Source organism: Paenibacillus oralis (genome assembly GCF_003863965.1).
Taxonomy (GTDB): domain Bacteria; phylum Bacillota; class Bacilli; order Paenibacillales; family Paenibacillaceae; genus Fontibacillus; species Fontibacillus oralis.
The window spans coordinates 2,347,073-2,363,688 of sequence record NZ_RRCN01000001.1 but is presented as its reverse complement, the minus strand read 5'-3'; the positions used below and the strand labels follow the sequence as shown (position 1 = coordinate 2,363,688).

The window sequence follows — 16,616 nt, the reverse complement described above, 5'->3', positions numbered from 1 at the left end:
CGATTACCTGTTGGAGAAAGAGGAGGACCATTATGACGACAGAGCCAATGGTGCAGTTGAGCAACATCCACAAATCTTTTGGCGCGCTTCATATTTTGAAGGGGGTAAACTTGAATGTCGGCAAGGGAGAGGTCGTGGTTATCCTCGGTCCCAGCGGATCGGGCAAAACTACCCTGCTCCGCACCATTAACTTCCTGGAAAATGCCGACGAGGGCAGCGTTACGGTCAACGGTTTTACCGTGAAATGCCACCATCCCCACAAAAGGGATGTGCTCACTTTGCGCCGCAAAACGGCGATGGTGTTCCAGAATTACAATTTGTTTCAAAACAAAACGGTGCTGGAAAACGTCATGGAGGCGCTGGTCACCGTAAAAAAAATGAAGCGCGAAGAAGCGGAAGCCCGGAGCCGGGACGTGCTGGAGAAGGTCGGCCTCAAGGAAAAGGCGGACTTCTACCCGACGCAAATTTCCGGCGGACAGCAGCAGCGCGCCGGTATCGCGCGGGCGCTGATTCTAAACCCGGACGTAATATTGTTCGATGAACCGACGTCCGCTTTGGATCCGGAACTCGTAGGAGAAGTGCTTGCGACGATCAAGGCGGTCGCGAGCACAGGAATTACGATGATCGTCGTGACCCATGAAATTTCGTTCGCTCGCGAGGTCGCCTCCCGCGTCGTGTTCATGGACGGCGGCAATATCATCGAAGAAGGAGGAACGGAAGAGATTCTCACGAATCCGCGGGAAGAGCGCACCAAACAGTTTTTAAAAAGAATCACTTCATGAGCCGATGGTGTATGAATTACCGGGGCCCGTTTCCGTTAATCGGATATTCAGAAGGAGCCAGTTATGAGCTTAATTTCAGCCTACAATGAGATTATTACCTTATTTTTCATCATGTTGATCGGCTTTGCCGTGATCAAATACAAAATCGTAACGGATACCTTCCGCAGCGATTTAAGCAATTTCCTTTTTTACGTCAGCATCCCGTGCACGATGATCCGCTCGATGAACCAAGAATTTTCACAGGACAAACTGCATGACGTGCTGATCATGGTCGGCATGAGCGCAGCCTTCCTCGTTTTCGGATATGCGCTCCGCTGGTTCGGGTTAAAGCTCCTTGGCGAAACGGATGTCAGGCGCAAAACGGTTTACGAATTCACTTTCGTCATCACCAATTACGGCTTCATGGGCTGGCCGGTGTGCTACGCCCTGTTCGGCGATGACGGCATGTTCTATTCGGCCATTTTTGCGATCCCGATTAACATCGTGTTTTATATTCTTGGCGGCCTCATCTTTTCCAAAATCAACGGCGACAAAGAAACGATGAGCTGGCGCATTTTGTTGACTCCGCCGAACATCGCCACTTTAATCGGCATCCTGCTCTTTTTGTTTTCCGTGAAAATCCCCGGGATTTTCTCCGGCGTCATCGATTTGATGTCGGCGACGACCACGCCGTTGGCGATGGCGGTGGCAGGGATGATGCTGGCCGCATTCAGCCTGAAAAAGGTGTTTACCAATCCGAAAGCATTTGTGTTCGCCGGCCTGCGCTTGCTGGCACTGCCCCTGCTGTTCTTTGTTTTGCTTAAAATATTGGGTTTCGGCGGACTGGTTCTCGCCATTCCTGTTATTATCGCCGCAATGCCGACTCCGCCCAATCTGACGATACTGACGGAGCAATACAAAGCCGATTCGTATTTGGCGGCGCAGCTTATTTTTATTACGACATTGGTATCCGTGCTTACAATTCCGGCCATCGCCGCCGTGGTCGGATCCGGTCTATGACTAAACTTTATAGCTAGGCATGTACCTTGAGCATCCTTTGGGATGCGATTGGGTCATGCCTTAGCTTTTTTGTGACAACCACTAGTTTCCCGATAGTATTTTCTTGGCTTCGCGAAGATCAATTCTCGCATGATGCCCATGTTTCTCCAGCAGGTGCAGTAAATTTGATCCATTTAATAAGGTCAGGGGTTTATCTTTAGCAAATTCGTATGAATCAGGACCGTAGTCTGCGGTGGAAACGAGAATCCCTTTGGTTGCCCCTTCATTAACCACTGTCCCATACAAATCCCGAACCGCCGAAACACTAACAACATTCGTATATCTTTTTGCCTGTATTACAATCTTGCCGCCTCTGATCGGATCCGGATCGAAAGCAACCGCATCAACGCCTCCATCTCTACTGGCTCTTGTTACTTTAACTTCCCCGCCATGGCTCTTAAATTCTTTTTCAAATAATTCACGAATCAGATGTTCAAAATCTTCCCAATCCATCGCGGCCAAATTCGTTGATTCATCTAACTGGTCCGCAACATCATAACTATCAACGAACCTCTTATCGGATTTACTAATTTGTAGAATCGGCTTAACCGGACTTAATGCACTTAGCTTACTGCCGGCTATGCCCTTTAAACTCTTAAAACATGTTCTGGGATCAACATTTGCCAGATCAATGTCTGCAAACTGCTCCTTCTTGACTTGAATAGTTATGATGCAATTATTCTCTTCCTTGCCGGTCGCTTTATTGATTGCGTTAACCCAACCATTGAAAGAAACAGCCTCAATAGCATTCGCTCGATCCGCCTCAAAAAGCTCATGCATTGTTCTAAGAGCTATTTTATACATTGCTTCATCAAACATTTTTGTGACTTGATTTTCCGTAAGATGGGTTTCCTTTAACTCTTTCTTGGATGTTAAATATTTCACTTCTTTTAAGGTTGGAAAACACTCGATCGACGGTAATTGATACTCTACAATAAGTATTTTAGTTTCACTGCTGTACTCTAACTCAAAGCTTTTGGGAAAAGACTCGGGATACATCGAATTTTCCAACACCATTTCGCAATATTCCACAACGGAATCTTCATTTAGATTGAAATACGCTTCCTTCATCTCATCAATTTTTTTATTATATTCATCTTGTTCTTTAAGAAAAAAGTAGTATACCTATTCTCGTACTCTCTAATTTTTTGTTCTTTTTTCGCCTTGAATATTTTTTCTATGAAGGTGAGAACGGGTTCCTCTTTCCTAGGCTGGTCCGGGTACTCCCTTTTTGCTTTTGGGCTTGGCTTAGGCGGAATTTTTTCGGGAAATTCCTCGTTCTTCTTTAACACATCCCAATTCACGGCGTCATCGATAGAAAGCGTATGAATCAATAAATTATCAATCATGCTGATGGCCTCTTGCGCTTCTAAGGTCATTCTTGCCGCTTCTTCAATACTTGCTTCCTGTTCCGCAACCATCATACGTCTGGTCTCAAGCTTACTCCATTTTTCTTCCCACTTTAAAATCTGGATATCAATTTTATTTCGCAGGATATCCATCTCTGGTGCAGAAATAACTTTATGCTCGTTTAAACCGTTGTCATACATCTCTACAGAGTATTTCAATATGCGAGTACCTGCCTGATTCCAATGTGCTTGGGTATTTCCAATCTTTATACGATTGTTTTTCACCGAAATGAACCCCCATTTATTAAATTTAAGCGATACAATATTACAAATTTCTCCACAAAATACAAAATTCCTTGTCTTCAAAACGGTTTTGATTACCTATAATTGACAAACCAAAAACCGGGATGTAGGATAATACTTAAAACGAAGAGTTAGTTATTTGAACAACTTACTGTGAAGGAGGGAAATAAACCTATGGCAAAACCCAATGTTGTGACCCGTGAGGAGCTTTTGCGGGCCGCCCAGGAATGCGTCGTACAAAAGGGAATTGAAAAAACGACGCTGAAGGCGGTCGCCGAACAAGCGAAGGTGAGCCAGGGAACCGTCTTTTATCATTTCCGGACGAAAGAACAGTTGATGATCGAGCTGGTGCAAAGCCTGTGCGATTCCTCCTGGGAGTCTCTGCGGCAGAGCCATGCCAGCGTGGAAGAGGCGCTGCAATCGGCCAAAGAAAGGTGCGGGTACGACTCCACCTATCACCGGTTGTTTTTCGCTTCGCTGGCGGCCAGCCTGCATCTGGAACCCAACCGCCGGCGGTTGGGCGAGATGATCCGCGAAGAAAACAAACACCTCGCCGGAATTCTTGAAGACCACTGGGGAAGCAGCTCCCCCGTGGAGCAAATATCGATGGACCAATGGGGCATTTTGATGAACGCGATCATTGACGGGTTGGCCGTGCAAGCTTTGCTGGACGAGGATTTTCCTAAAGAGAAAACATTTGATGCGCTTCAGGCCATGTTTAATTTCATATCAAAAGGAGGGAGCTAATGAGAACCGGAACAGCAACCAGGACGGGGAACGGAGTTTTTCTGCTGTGGGGATTTCTCCTCTGGCTCGCGGCCACCGTCGTTTTTCATTTTTTGGGAGGCATGTTGATGGATGAGGAAAAGCCGATCAGCACGGCGATTTGTTTCGTTGCCGCCATCCCCTTGATCTGGGGGTGCATGATGCCGCTGTATTCCCTGCATCGCCTTTCGCCGTCAGAGCGGTTATGCCCCGCCGTCTATACCGTTTTGCCCGGGATGCTCCTTGACGCACTGTCGCTTCCCTTCCACCGCTTCGTCTTCCCGGGCATCACCGACAGCAGTATGCCGTTGTTGGCGGCTTGGCTGCTTTGGGCCTATGGATTAATAATTATAACGGGGATTCGTGCAAAAGGACACTGGGCATAAGCCAGTGTCCTTGACCGAAAATATTCATTGTTCCTTAATGCTGACAGCATCCCTGATGGCATTTGGCAAACTCCCGAGCTTGTTCGGAGTGCCCCCGTTCTTGTTCACGGCATAAACCCCGTCTGCGAACGTGTAATATACGTAATTCCCCAACGCTTTGACGTTTCTGATCCGCAGCCAGCCGGAATCAAAATCGAGGTCCGCGGTGGCCAGCCGTTTTTTCGCGCCTGTCAATATGTCAACCTTCCATAAGGATTGCGTCCACTTCAACTGATTTTCTTCGGTGTAATAAAGCGTTCCCCCGACCATGTCGAAGATCTGCATCCCGGGATCGTTTAGCTTGGCGACCGCCCTTTTGCCGGATCCGTCGAGGTTCATTTCGCGCAGCGTTTTAGCGCGGTTGTCCAGATAATAGATTTTGTTGTTGAAGATGATCGAATCGTTTACATCGGCATCTCCGGACAGTTTCTTTTGATGGCTTCCGTCCATACTCATGCGGTACAACGTCCAGCGTTTGTTTTCGTAATGGCCATAATAAATCCAATTATTGTATACATAACGGATGAAGCAATTCGCCTTGGACAGTTTTGTTTTTTTTCCGTTCTGCAGCTTATAAATGGCATAATCGGCATCGGCATCGGTGAACCAAATCACATCGTTTTTGATATAGGCGTTGTCTTTCATTAAATTACCCTTGCCGATCACATGGCGTGCGCCCGTGTCGTCGTCATAGTTGATCTTCACGATGTCGCCGTTCGGCCGATTAAAATAGAGATCCCCGTCCTGGCCCATCACGAGACCCAACTGTTCACTCTGGGGAAAATGGAAAGTTTTCAGGTTGCCGTTGAGATCGGCCCGGTAGAAATAATTTTTATCCACTGTCCCCAAATAATCCTGTATGTAAAAAAAGAGTCCATCCGTATATTCCACCCGATTCATTTCCTGCGAACGGATCTCCGAAGAAGGGCGGGTGTCAATGTCGATTTTCTCGACCGTCCCGTCGCCGTACATATAATACATCATTAATTCGCCGGCATAGATGGCCCTGGGCTGCAAACTTTTCTTTAAAGATGCCAGCACATCGCCGGAAATGTTTTTTTCGCCGTCGCTGATCACAATGATCCCGTCTTTAAAAAACAGCTTCTTCTGAAAAAGATCTTCGACCACGTTCCGCAGCGGCAAATAAGTCGTGCCGTTCACCGCTTGGCCCGGAGCGCTCATGACGATCTTCCGGTCATTGATGTAGAGCGCCTGCTCACCGATACGCGTTTTGGCCGTCTGGCCGTTGGCCGTAATCGTGATGTCTCCTGTTTTCGCGTTGAGCGACAATTTCGCGCCCAGTTGATCCGCCAGAAACCGCAAAGGGACTAATGTATTCCCTTTCTCCACAAAAGGGGTAACCCCGGAATTCGTTCCATCGATCCGGGTCATTTGGCCCTTGACGTAAGCCTTGGAACTGTCGATGCTTAAAACGATGGCATCGTTCAGATCCATTTCGGGGCGGCCATCCGATTCTGTGCCCGTTGTTCCGCCGGTCTCTTCCGCCGTATTATCGCTGCCCGTTTCCGTTAGGATAACGCCCCCCTCTTCCGCTGCCGGGGTTTGCGCTTCCGCCGCCAGGCCGCCGCTCATACAACTCAATAGTAAACTCATGATGACGATCACTTTTTTAAACAACCTGCGTTTCCTCCCTTTTTCAATCCATGCGTTCTGTAGTTGTTGATTTACTTTAATGCGGTTGCGTGCCAGAGTTAAGGATACTATACGTTCCCATGAAATTCCATAGTTCTAATGGAGGTCTGATGAAGCATTGAACTGTTTCTCTCGGGTTGGTAGAATATACCTTTAGAGAGTATTTTCACTCACGAAGGAGAGGAATGAATGACACCTCAACAGCAGGCGGCCATGGCATCGATGGCGGGTTGGCTGGCGCATGAAAACGAGCTCGGCCGGGAACCCAGCAAAATCGAAATCGCCGGGGAATTTGATTTGCACAGCATGCACTACTACATGTTCAAGTACAAAAAAAACTTGCTCGGCAAGTGGCTCCTGGGCGTATGCGGCGGCTATGAAGATCCGTCCGATACCGAGCATTGCGGCCATATCTTCAGCGAAATGCAGCCCTATGATCCGGCCACGGCCGAGCAGGAAGCGATCGCCATGGTCGAGATGATCCGCGAATATTGGATGAAGCGGGCGGCGGAACTGGAGGCCGCGGAAGCGCAAGTTCAGGCTCAGGCGGACGGCTCTGCCGGCAATGAAGAAGACGAAACATCCTCCGGAATTTTTAATGGGTTCGTGCTGCTGAATACCCATGAATGCGACCTGGAGTTGATTAAGGCCAACCTGTTGCAGGATTGGAATATCACCTACTCACAGGACGAGGATGAACAAGAATACCCTGAAAAGGATAAAGAAGGCACCTTGGTTTTTGAAGCGGAGGGCTGCACCTTGGCCGTCAGCTTTGTCGACGCTCCCGTACCGAACGGAGAAGCCGAGTTCCATGCCCAAGGCAACTATATGTGGCGCGAGGCGGTGGAGGTAACCAAAACGCATGTGGCTCAAATCATTGTGGCCACGTTTCCCCGCTCCGTCTCCCCGCTTGAGTGCGGCAAAATGTACGCCAAACTGGCGGCAAGCTGTTTGAAGCTGCCGAACGCGGTTGGCATCTATACGTCCGGTACCGTTTTTCAGCCGGAGTTTTTTGTGGAGTTAGCGGAAGTGATGAAGTCGGAGGACACCATTCCCCTGCTTAATTTGATTCATTTCGGATTGGTCGGTGGCGAAAAAGGAATCAGCGGTTACACGAACGGACTGGCGTCGTTCGGGAAGGATGAAATCGAAGTGCTGGACAGCCAGGCCCCGCCCGCCGAGCTGCGCGATTTCCTGATCGACCTCGCCGGGTATGTCATCGATCGGGACGTCACGCTTAGGGACGGAGAAACGATCGGCTTCACGGCGGAGCAGAAGCTGCCGATAACGCGCTCCGAAGGCGTGTATGTTGAGGGCGACAGCCTGAAAATCAAATTTTAACAGCGGTTGCTCAAGGCAGGGGGAAGGCCCCCTGCTTTTTTCATGAAAATTTGTGATCCTGCTTCGGGTCTAGTTGTAAAAGATACAGTTATTGATCGGAAAATGGAGCGGGGCGCTTGTTTAATTGCGAATCCTGCAATTAAATCCGCGCGATTCGAAGAACTGGCGCAGATATTTGGATGTAGTTGCAGGAAATGCAATTAAAGCATATGAATCCGCTTCTTCGTTGAAATCTAGTTGTACGTTTTGCAACTAATGGTGGTACGAGCCCTTGGGGAACTTTCATACCCGGCAGGCGTCGTTGTGCTTATTTCCCGCTATGGTATTCGGAAGAAGACGTCCGCAGTGAATATAACCCGGAGACGGTACGGTCCAGTCTTTCCTTAATCAGGATCGACGCGGCGTATTGGGCCGGAATCGCTTCGTAGCCGTAGTGGATCCCCGCCAGTCCCCCGGCGATGGCCCCGATCGTATCGGAATCCCCGCCCAAATTGGCCGCCCGCTGCACAACTTCGCTAAAGTCCGCGCTCTGCAGCAAAATATGGAGAACCCACCGGAACGTATGCACGACAAAACCGCTCGGCTCGCAGTCGGGGGCCGTTTCAAAAAGGCCTTCATATTCCGTCCCGGCCGTTTCAGCGAAAATGGCGGACCTTAAATCTTCACCGCGGAGCAGGCGGCCGGCAATCCGGTTATAGATCAGGCAGGCCTCACCGCAGCGCGGATCGTAGTGCGTCATCTTCGATTGCATGAGCGTCACCCGCTCCATGCCGGCGCTGTCCCCGTAAGCCAAAGCCACAGGCAGGCAGCGCATCAGGGAACCGTTCCCGGCGCTTTGCCCCAGATCAGCGTGTGCGTAAAAAGCGGCCTCAAACCAGTTGCCCTCGTAGCTTTCGAAGACGTGGCGGATAATGTTGCCGATGTCCTTCGGCCTCGAATTGTACCATTCCAGGAACAGACGCCCGATGGGCTCCATCGGCTCGGCCGGATTTTCCAGAATGCCTTCAGCCACGCAAAGCGTCATCATCGTATCGTCGGTCACTTCCCCCGGCGCAAGCCGCCACACCCCGCCGCCGATGATCTCCCGCAAATAACCGTACTGCGCCTTGATCTCCCTGGGGCTCATAAACTCCGTCGTCCCGCCGAGCGCATCGCCCACGGCCACGCCGTACAACCCGCCTTTGATTTTGCTGTATAAAATTTCTTCGTTCACGGCAACTCCCCCGTTTTTTCCGAGTTTAGACTGAAACATTTCGCGGTCACAGGCGTCAACTTACGCCGTCATATACCGAAAAATTCCCTCGCGGTTTGCGTCGTCATCTCGGCGACCTCCGCCGCGTTTCTGCCCGTGCAGGGGGCGATCGTCTCCACAATATGCGGCAGAAATGCAGGCTCGTTGCGCCGGTCCGCCGGCTTGTCCTTCAAATCCCGCGGGGTGAGGAACGGCGCATCCGTCTCGATCATCAGCCGGTCCGGCGGAATGATAGCGGCGAGGTTCTGCAAATGGCGTCCTCTCCGCTCATCGCAAATCCAGCCGGTAATCCCGATATGGAAACCCAGCGCAAGGTACGTCTTCAGTTCCGCCTCGGTACCCGTAAAACAGTGGACCACCGCCTTTTTTACCCCGTGCTCCTTCAGGATCGAGGTGAAGTCGGCGGAAGCTTCCCGCTCATGCAGGAACAGCGGCAGATTCAATTCGAGCGCCAAGCGAATCTGCTCGGCAAACCATTTGCGCTGCACATCGCGCGGGGAGAAATCCCGGTTGTAATCCAAGCCGCATTCCCCGATGGCAACCACCTGGGGAAGCTGTGCCAATTGTCTGAGCCTTTCTATCGTCTCCTTGTTGCAGCTCTTGGCGTCATGGGGATGAACACCCGCCGTAGTGTACAGTTTTCCCGGGTGGTCCGCCGCATAACGCGCCGCTTCTTCACTGCTTCGCAGGCTTGTCCCGGTGATAATCAGGGGCGCAACGCCCTTGGCTGCCGCCCGCTCCACCACCTGCTCCCGATCGCGATGAAACGAGCGGTGCATCAAATTAACGCCGATATCGATCGTTGTCATTGGTGGGTTCATAGTTAACCCCTCCTTCTTATCTTAAGGCCGATCAGCTCATGGCTTTCCCCGCTGCTTCGGCGTTTGCTCTACGATTCATTCCCTGTTGTCATTTTTCACCCTGTATCTGTGGATTCCAAACGGTACAGCATCCCGGCGGCACCCGGTCGGCCAGCCATACTTCATTGCCGGCATAATAAAAAGTAACCCCAAGCCGCTCCGCGTCTCGTGTGTCTATTTTAAGAATAACCAGCTCACCTCTGCGGCTGCCCGCAAGCGTGGCGAAATGAGTCCCCTCCGACAAATGCACGTACTGCCGGTTCATGGGCAGCAGCCCTCCTTTCAGTATAGACGGGAGGGCATATTTGTTGGTCCCATGGTACAGCACGGCAGGAGGCTCGCCCGGGGTGTAAGTTACCCGGTCATGACTATGGCCGTATCTTGCTCTAATCCGGTTGTCCTCGATCACAAAGCGCTGCTTATCCGAATTGCGGACTACCTGATCGATATCTTCACGGCTTACCCGTGACCACTTAGCCTGCGCCCGGATGGCTTTCAGAAGGGAATCCACCGGACATGAACCGTCCGCAGGATCGAGGACAAGCCTGAAATCCTCGGGGGTATGGCGGAGCATTTTGCTCATCAGCTTGCTTAGGCTTTTTTCCGTCGCCGGATTTAACATCGTTATCACTTCACTTTCTAGTTGCTTCCATTTATTGCATTATAACCTTTCCAGGGCGGTTTGGTCAGGAAAGTTTGGTTTAACACTACATTCCCGCGAGGAAGTCAGGTAGGTGACATCAAGATAATCGTGTAAAACGTACGCTAAGCAAAAATCAAAGCATTATTGCATGAACTTGCGTAAGCTAAGAAATATTTTGAAACGAAACAACATAGCGGGTATAATAAAACTCATCAACTGGGCGTATGCGATAGCTCAATATAATCCAAAAGAAGCAATCTCCCTGCTTTGCGAGGGCCGATGAGATTGCTTCTTTCACTTTTTGTAGTGAAACAGCTCGTCAAGCAGCTAATCGCAGACAAATACGCACACGAAACGTGGAACCTTCAGAGATAGAAGTATTTCTGGGCTTGGAGAAATATTTTGTGAGATTGCGATACACTGTAAACAGGAGGGATTTTTATGATATCTAACCGGAGCGCCCAGATCGGTCCGCCGCGTTTCGGCATTGCCGTGCATGCCCTGATCTTGCTTGCCAAATGCGAGAGACCGCTTTCCAGCGCGGCCATTGCCAGCCATGTCCAATCACATGCCACATTCCTCCGCAGGGTATTGGCACAGCTCACGCACACCGGTATTGTCGAAGCGAGAGAAGGACGGAATGGGGGCTACTATCTGAAGCGCCGTCCGGATCAAATTACGCTGGCGGATATATTTTTGGCTGTAAAATCGGATTGCTGCGAACAAGAGGTTCAAGAGGACTGCGCCTCGGGCCAACAAAAGCTCGAAGCGATTATGGGAGAAGTGCAGAAGCAGGCTGTCGAACTGCTCAAGCAGCATACGTTAGCCGATTTGATGCAAGAATAATTACCGGATTGCAATGTGAGCCGGAACGTTATATACTGTACTCAGTTAAGTTGCAGTTTAAAATTCGACTGCATTTTATTTTGATATATACTGTGCCTGAATATAGCACAGTAATTATAAGGAGGAGAGAAGCATGTCCGTTTCACAATCGTCCCAGACGGTAGAGCAGCAGCAGTTTTTCAACGTTATTCAGGAGCGGCGGTCCGTCCGCAGCTATGATCCCGAGGTAAAGATTTCGCGGGAGGAAATGAACGAAATCTTGCAGCAAGCTACGCTGGCTCCTTCAGGCGCCAATCTGCAGCCGTGGCGGTTTCTCGTAATCGATTCGCAGGAGCTGAAGCAAAAACTGCTTCCGATCGCCTTCAATCAGCAGCAGGTGATTGAGGCTTCGGCTGTCATTGCGGTACTCGGAGATTTGGAGTGTTATAAATTGGCCGAGAAAATTTACGGAATGGCGGTCGATGCGGGTTACATGCCTGCAGAGACGGCTAAATCGTTCGTGGAACGCTATCAAGGGATGTTCGCGAGCATGCCTAAGGAGACTATTCGCCGATCCGTATCTATTGACGGTGGATTGGTATCCATGCAGCTTATGCTTGTCGCCCGCGCTAAAGGCTATGATACGGTCCCGATGGGCGGCTATGACCAGGCTAAATTTGTAGAAGCGTTCGATATTCCGGAGAGATACGCTCCTGTTATGCTTATCGCCATCGGTAAGGCGGCGAAGCCCGGACACCCGACGGTAAGATTGCCGATTGAGGATGTCGCTTTCTTCAACGAAATGCCTAAGGCATGAAAAGGGCTTTTTTCGTAAATAGCGGCTGGTGCAACCGTTAAATTTCCAGCGGGCTACCTAGTACCCGCTCGAAGCCTGAGCTTTGGCGGGAAATCTCGAAAGTTTCCGGGCTTCAAGGCACCTTGTGCTGGACAACCTCTCGCCCCCTCATGGTATACTGCCTGTAATACGCGGAAAAGGGTGGTTAGGTAACCATGTGGAAAGAATTTAAAGCCTTTGCTCTTAAGGGCAACGTACTGGATCTGGCCATCGGGGTCATTGTCGGCGCCGCTTTCGGGAAAATCGTCACCTCTCTGGTAGAAGACATGCTGATGCCGGTGATCGGCCTTTTGATGGGCGGCATTGACCTTAAAGGACTGCAATTCCAATATGGCGACACAATCCTGAAATACGGTGCATTCCTTCAGACCATCATCGACTTCTTTATCGTCTCCTTCTCGATTTTCCTGTTTGTTAAAGGCATCAATAAACTGAAACGCAAAGAAGAGCCGAAACCCGAAGCGCCGCCGGCGCCGTCCAAAGAAGAGCTGCTGCTGACGGAAATCCGGGATTTGCTGAAACAGCGGCAGGTCGAGTAGAACAACTGCAACTGAAGCAACTGTATGGAAAATGAAAGCAACCACAGCCGAAAAAAGAGTGCCTTGAGCAGCAACCAATCTGTCGCGTTCGGGCACTCTTTTTTGCTTGTTACAACCGCGGATCGATCTCCCGCTCCTGCGCCACCTCAAACAGCAGATTGGCGGCGATTTCCTTATACGCCGTATGATCCGGCGATATGTCGGCGAAAGGTACGCCGAGCAGTTGCATCCCAAGCCGGTACTCGCTTAGCGAAGTGCGCAGCTTCTGGTTGACGTTCTTTTGCTTCAGCAGCTTGCGGTACTTGTGCGGGAACCTGTAGTCGTACCCGTAGATGATGGAGAGGTACTCGGGATTGCGCACCTTCATATAAGGCACGGTCTTGCCGTTCCACACCTCCGGTTTGATGACGACTCCCTCCATATGCTGCTCCAGCGTCAGCTTGGCGAAGTAGCTTTCCGCCCGCGCCAGGCAATCCGGTTCGGACAGATTGAGCGAAAGCGCCTCGTCCGCGGAAAGAAAACCGTACATCTCGGACGTCTTCCACTCCGGCACTTGCTCCCGGCCGTCTTCATAGACGATTTTCAGCACGGCAAAAGCCTTATACTCCATTGCCCCGTCCTCCGCATAAAGCTCCAACTGCCGCTTGTAAGTCGCGTAAGCCTCCAAATGATCCGCCAGCGGAACATGGGATTCGCGGATATCATGCATGGGCTTGTAGTTCTGGTAAACGCTCGGCCCATACTTCTCACTAAGATCGGATTTCGCCATACGGAACTGATCCCGTTCAAAACCGCTCGCCTCATACTCCTTGTTCAGCTTGGCAAAAGCCTGTTCAAACCCGGTTTGCGCCAGGAACGCAAGCTCCGTTTCCAACGCCTTCTCGATCGGCTTAAACTGCCGCTCGATCAGCCCTTCGCCCAGCGCTTTCCACGGCAAAAGCTCGCCGTCCAGGATCAGCATGGCGATCCCCTGTTCTTCCATATACCCGCCGAATTTATCCAGCAGCTTAGCGTAAATGGACGAAAGGTCCGCCTTGTTCACCTTGTAGCCGTTCCGGCTGACGGCAAAACATTGCTCCGGGTCTTTATGCAAATAAACATTGCACCGCGAACCCATATATTTCGGCTGCAGGACGACCTGCCCCACGCCGCGTTCCTTGAAATAATCCAGTCCGCGCGCCAAGGATTCGAGCTCGTTCGCCGCCTCGTCCTTGTCCGCCGGGGACATCGTGCCGGAGATGAAGTTGATTTTGTGCCGCGAGCAGTAATGCAGCCGGCGCAGTTCTTCTTCCCCAAGTTCCCCGACCGACACCTTCCGCTCTTCCTTAAACAGCGATGGAAGCTCTTCGGCGATCGCCGCCCGCCCCGCCTTCCGCGACTTCAAAAACGGCTTATACGAGATGCTGACGGAAGTCAGCAGGTTGCCGTGTACGCTGCCGGTATCGATATGGATTTTGTTGCGGATGCGGAATGGCTGCTTGGCTGCCACGTGCCCGAATACATGGTAGGGGTGATTGTTCACCGCTTCCTCCTGTAAAAAAGCCAGCTGCCCCTCCAGCGGCGCCTCCCGGTCAATCCGGAAGTTCCGCTGATGCCGGGCGGAGTTCGTATCCAGCTTGCCGATGTACTTATTCCGGCACGGCGCATGAGTAACGTAGAAGGATGGTCCCTTGGTCCCCACATAGCGGTAAAACGGCTGCGACGCCGCCACCAGCTCCAGGAATCGGTCCAGCAGCGCCGCATCCTGCCGCAGCACCTGAACCGAATCGAAATACGTATGCAGCAGTTCCTGATCGACGCCGTTGATTTCGCCTTTCAAATACTTGTCGACGAAGTTCTCATGGTTCCCCAACACAAAGTAAAAATGCTCCCGGTTCTCGTGCAGAAACCGGATGATTTCCTCCGTTTGCTTGCCCTTGTCGATCCAGTCGCCCGCCAAAACGAGCTTGGTATGCCGCAGCTTCTCCGCCGCCACCAGCTTGCCGTCCTCCAGACGGTACCCGTGATCGCGCAGCAGTCCCCGCAGATCGTCCACGCATTCGTGCACATCGCCGATGATGATATATTGCTGATCCTGCGGGAGTACGGTGCTCAAGTAATCGTCAAGGTTCTCGATCACGACGCGGTACTCCGGATTCGCTGTTCCTTCACCCGGAAGGTAGAAATCTTTAGCACGGACCTTGTGAACTTTGCCGTAACCTTCGCGGGCCAGCGAGCCGAGGACATCTTTTTTCAGCCGGTTGATGTGGTTTGTGATCAGCTTCTTGGAGCGCTCCGAGGCATAATAGTCCTCCCGCTTGCGGTAATCGAAGACGATGACCTCCAGGTTGTAATTGTTCTGAACGGCAATGTCTTTCACTTTCGCCCGGAAATCCTCGGACAGCCCAGTCGTATCAACCACCACAAACTCCGCGTTGATCGGAAAAGAGGTCGCCAGCTTCAGTCTTTCAAACAGCAGGCGAAAAGCCTGCTCGCTCGCTTCCAGCATCACTTGATCGTATTTATCGTATTCGTATCCAAGGAGCTCCTGGCGAATCCCGTCGGAGGACAGATACTGCACGTTAGCCTTGATATTCCGGCTTCCGTCCTCAAAACGCAGCCGTGGCATCAGCACTTCCTTGGCGAAGGTGGTTTTGCCGCATTCGGTCGAACCGACCAGCATAAAAATCGTATGGACCTTGGTTTGGATTTCCATCGCTTTAGGCCCCCTTTTTCTTGAGAATGACGCCCTGTGTCGTCTTGATATGGTCGACCCCGTCCCCGACGGCCACAAATTCGAAATGCAGCTCCGTATCCCGCAGCACCTCGCCGATCCACTGCCGGAACGAGGCTTCGCCCATTTCCCATTTATGGTCGTCATGCCGGAATTCGCTCAGCTCGTAAAACCGGTTGAAATCCGCGTTGGGCGTCGTGACGATGAAACGCTCAAAATCGACTTCCGCACAAATTTGCCGGATCAGCCGCCCCGCCTCGTCCTGGCTCATATGCTCAATCACTTCGGTGAGGATGACATCGACCTGCTCCCCGTTGTAACTCTCCAGGAAGTAATCGATTGAGGCGAACGTGACGAGGTTATCCAGTTCTTTTCGAGCGGCCTTGCGCCCAACTTCCGCCAGCAGTTCCTCGTTGATATCGACCGCGTAGTAAGTCCCCTCGATTTTTCCAGCAAAAGGAATCGCATAAAAGCCTTCCCCGCATCCCACATCCAAAATCGACTTGTCGAAGGCCAGCGCGTTTCCGATATAGTTCCGCCGCTGCAGCGCCGTACCGCCATAGGCGAACTGGATGTCGTAACGGTCTGTCTTCTCCAGCTCCGCCTTGTACCTGTTGAAGCGGTCCCTGGAAGAAAGAAAGTTCCGTACGAACAAACTGCGGATGTAGAACGGCGCGTTGATCACGTTTAAGCTTTTGATGTACTTATCCAGAATGCTGTCCGAGATATCGATATACTCATTGCCGAACATGGACAGGAACAAGCACAATACGCTGACGGTGTGCAGCAGCAGGTACAGGCTTTTCCCCGTCTTGACGGTGAGCGAGTAACTCTTATCGGCCTGATGGGTAATTTCAAACGTAAATTCCTTCAGATGCTTGGCAAAAAATTCGATGTACCGGACCCGCTCGATATGAACCATATTGATGAAAAAAGTATGCTCGTAGCCCTCCGTATCCCGCGTATCCTGCGCTTTTAACGGGGCGGAAAAAAACTCGCCGATCGCGTTCAGCGGGAACAACGGCGTGTTGTACCGCGATACGTTCAAATACTCGAAGTTCTCCTGTTCGTGCTGCTTATATGAAATGTCGTTGTCGGCATCTTTAAAGTACACGTTAAAGGTGTGCTCGCCGGTATACCAGCCGTACGCCATGCCTTTGCGGATGGAGCGGAGCAGCATCCCGGAGTGCGGATTTTTTTTGATCAAAAAAGAAAATTGCGGATTCGTAGACCTCACCTGGATGATCGCCATGGGAATCCCTCCTGACTTCA

The 16,616-nt window shown here is 51.2% G+C and carries 16 protein-coding genes; 8 read left to right on the top strand and 8 right to left on the bottom strand.

The genetic code is table 11. The features are described from left to right. Nucleotides 1-47: 47 nt before the first annotated feature. On the top strand, nt 48-782 hold the full coding sequence (locus EHV15_RS11090; RefSeq protein ID WP_128635282.1) for an amino acid ABC transporter ATP-binding protein: 735 nt from the start codon (nt 48-50) through the stop codon (nt 780-782). Nucleotides 783-845: 63 nt separating this feature from the next. Continuing rightward, nucleotides 846-1,781, top strand: coding sequence for an AEC family transporter (locus EHV15_RS11085; RefSeq protein ID WP_128631248.1), 936 nt, complete (start codon nt 846-848; stop codon nt 1,779-1,781). A gap of 81 nt (nt 1,782-1,862) precedes the next feature. On the opposite strand, the gene EHV15_RS11080 is transcribed toward EHV15_RS11085, so the two are convergent. After that, entirely contained in the window at nt 1,863-2,891 is a 1,029-nt protein-coding gene (locus EHV15_RS11080; protein ID WP_218571223.1) for a restriction endonuclease, read from the bottom strand. Beyond that, a complete protein-coding gene (locus EHV15_RS36995) occupies nt 2,888-3,454 on the bottom strand; it encodes a hypothetical protein (RefSeq protein WP_218571222.1) in 567 nt (188 codons plus the stop codon). Before EHV15_RS36995 ends, EHV15_RS11080 begins: the two co-directional genes overlap by 4 nt. A gap of 192 nt (nt 3,455-3,646) precedes the next feature. Between EHV15_RS36995 and EHV15_RS11075 the strand changes: the two genes are divergently transcribed. Then, the gene (locus EHV15_RS11075; RefSeq protein WP_128631247.1) at nt 3,647-4,219 is read left to right on the top strand and encodes a TetR/AcrR family transcriptional regulator; all 573 of its coding nucleotides are present in this window, start codon (nt 3,647-3,649) and stop codon (nt 4,217-4,219) included. Continuing rightward, nucleotides 4,219-4,623 (top strand): DUF5367 family protein, encoded by a 405-nt coding sequence (locus EHV15_RS11070; protein ID WP_128631246.1) that lies wholly within the window; start codon nt 4,219-4,221, stop codon nt 4,621-4,623. Before EHV15_RS11075 ends, EHV15_RS11070 begins: the two co-directional genes overlap by 1 nt. A 24-nt stretch (nt 4,624-4,647) precedes the next feature. Here EHV15_RS11070 and EHV15_RS11065 read toward each other — a convergent pair whose 3' ends face one another. Then, nucleotides 4,648-6,300 carry a stalk domain-containing protein gene (locus EHV15_RS11065; RefSeq protein ID WP_128631245.1) on the bottom strand — a complete coding sequence of 551 codons (1,653 nt, stop codon included), beginning with the start codon at nt 6,298-6,300 and terminating at the stop codon, nt 4,648-4,650. 204 nt (nt 6,301-6,504) lie between these two features. Here EHV15_RS11065 and EHV15_RS11060 point away from each other — a divergent pair, with 204 nt between their 5' ends. Next, nucleotides 6,505-7,656 carry a DUF4261 domain-containing protein gene (locus tag EHV15_RS11060; protein ID WP_128631244.1) on the top strand — a complete coding sequence of 384 codons (1,152 nt, stop codon included), beginning with the start codon at nt 6,505-6,507 and terminating at the stop codon, nt 7,654-7,656. Between the two features lie 307 nt (nt 7,657-7,963). Here the strand turns inward: EHV15_RS11060 and EHV15_RS11055 are convergent, their stop codons facing one another. The 3 genes from EHV15_RS11055 to EHV15_RS11045 form a co-directional block, all read right to left on the bottom strand. After that, nucleotides 7,964-8,869 (bottom strand): ADP-ribosylglycohydrolase family protein, encoded by a 906-nt coding sequence (locus tag EHV15_RS11055; RefSeq protein ID WP_246061463.1) that lies wholly within the window; start codon nt 8,867-8,869, stop codon nt 7,964-7,966. Between the two features lie 68 nt (nt 8,870-8,937). Then, nucleotides 8,938-9,729 carry a TatD family hydrolase gene (locus EHV15_RS11050; protein ID WP_246061462.1) on the bottom strand — a complete coding sequence of 264 codons (792 nt, stop codon included), beginning with the start codon at nt 9,727-9,729 and terminating at the stop codon, nt 8,938-8,940. A gap of 88 nt (nt 9,730-9,817) precedes the next feature. Continuing rightward, nucleotides 9,818-10,390, bottom strand: coding sequence for an RNA 2'-phosphotransferase (locus tag EHV15_RS11045; RefSeq protein WP_128631242.1), 573 nt, complete (start codon nt 10,388-10,390; stop codon nt 9,818-9,820). 462 nt (nt 10,391-10,852) lie between these two features. Here EHV15_RS11045 and EHV15_RS11040 point away from each other — a divergent pair, with 462 nt between their 5' ends. The 3 genes from EHV15_RS11040 (at nt 10,853) to mscL (ending at nt 12,631) form a co-directional block, all read left to right on the top strand. Further along, the gene (locus EHV15_RS11040) at nt 10,853-11,257 is read left to right on the top strand and encodes an RrF2 family transcriptional regulator (protein ID WP_128631241.1); all 405 of its coding nucleotides are present in this window, start codon (nt 10,853-10,855) and stop codon (nt 11,255-11,257) included. A 133-nt stretch (nt 11,258-11,390) separates the two neighbouring features. After that, complete coding sequence (locus tag EHV15_RS11035) at nt 11,391-12,053, top strand: nitroreductase family protein (RefSeq protein WP_128631240.1); 663 nt, start codon at nt 11,391-11,393, stop codon at nt 12,051-12,053. Nucleotides 12,054-12,247: 194 nt separating this feature from the next. After that, nucleotides 12,248-12,631: a large conductance mechanosensitive channel protein MscL gene (gene mscL, locus EHV15_RS11030; protein ID WP_124333399.1), complete on the top strand. Its 384-nt coding sequence runs from the start codon at nt 12,248-12,250 to the stop codon at nt 12,629-12,631. Nucleotides 12,632-12,740: 109 nt separating this feature from the next. On the opposite strand, the gene EHV15_RS11025 is transcribed toward mscL, so the two are convergent. Then, nucleotides 12,741-15,326, bottom strand: a complete 2,586-nt coding sequence (locus tag EHV15_RS11025) for a metallophosphoesterase (RefSeq protein WP_128631239.1) — start codon at nt 15,324-15,326, stop codon at nt 12,741-12,743. A 4-nt stretch (nt 15,327-15,330) separates the two neighbouring features. Then, the gene (locus tag EHV15_RS11020; protein WP_128631238.1) at nt 15,331-16,596 is read right to left on the bottom strand and encodes a class I SAM-dependent methyltransferase; all 1,266 of its coding nucleotides are present in this window, start codon (nt 16,594-16,596) and stop codon (nt 15,331-15,333) included. Between the last annotated feature and the right edge of the window lie 20 nt (nt 16,597-16,616).

What these genes read in the sequence shown, in the direction of transcription:
- EHV15_RS11090 (WP_128635282.1), top strand. Translation starts at nt 48, where the DNA reads ATGGTGCAGTTGAGCAACATCCACAAATCTTTTGGCGCGCTTCATATT.
- EHV15_RS11085 (WP_128631248.1), top strand. Translation starts at nt 846, where the DNA reads ATGAGCTTAATTTCAGCCTACAATGAGATTATTACCTTATTTTTCATC.
- EHV15_RS11080 (WP_218571223.1), bottom strand. Translation starts at nt 2,891, where the DNA reads ATGAAGGAAGCGTATTTCAATCTAAATGAAGATTCCGTTGTGGAATAT.
- EHV15_RS11075 (WP_128631247.1), top strand. Translation starts at nt 3,647, where the DNA reads ATGGCAAAACCCAATGTTGTGACCCGTGAGGAGCTTTTGCGGGCCGCC.
- EHV15_RS11070 (WP_128631246.1), top strand. Translation starts at nt 4,219, where the DNA reads ATGAGAACCGGAACAGCAACCAGGACGGGGAACGGAGTTTTTCTGCTG.
- EHV15_RS11060 (WP_128631244.1), top strand. Translation starts at nt 6,505, where the DNA reads ATGACACCTCAACAGCAGGCGGCCATGGCATCGATGGCGGGTTGGCTG.
- EHV15_RS11050 (WP_246061462.1), bottom strand. Translation starts at nt 9,729, where the DNA reads ATGAACCCACCAATGACAACGATCGATATCGGCGTTAATTTGATGCAC.
- EHV15_RS11045 (WP_128631242.1), bottom strand. Translation starts at nt 10,390, where the DNA reads ATGTTAAATCCGGCGACGGAAAAAAGCCTAAGCAAGCTGATGAGCAAA.
- EHV15_RS11040 (WP_128631241.1), top strand. Translation starts at nt 10,853, where the DNA reads ATGATATCTAACCGGAGCGCCCAGATCGGTCCGCCGCGTTTCGGCATT.
- EHV15_RS11035 (WP_128631240.1), top strand. Translation starts at nt 11,391, where the DNA reads ATGTCCGTTTCACAATCGTCCCAGACGGTAGAGCAGCAGCAGTTTTTC.
- mscL (WP_124333399.1), top strand. Translation starts at nt 12,248, where the DNA reads ATGTGGAAAGAATTTAAAGCCTTTGCTCTTAAGGGCAACGTACTGGAT.
- EHV15_RS11025 (WP_128631239.1), bottom strand. Translation starts at nt 15,326, where the DNA reads ATGGAAATCCAAACCAAGGTCCATACGATTTTTATGCTGGTCGGTTCG.
- EHV15_RS11020 (WP_128631238.1), bottom strand. Translation starts at nt 16,596, where the DNA reads ATGGCGATCATCCAGGTGAGGTCTACGAATCCGCAATTTTCTTTTTTG.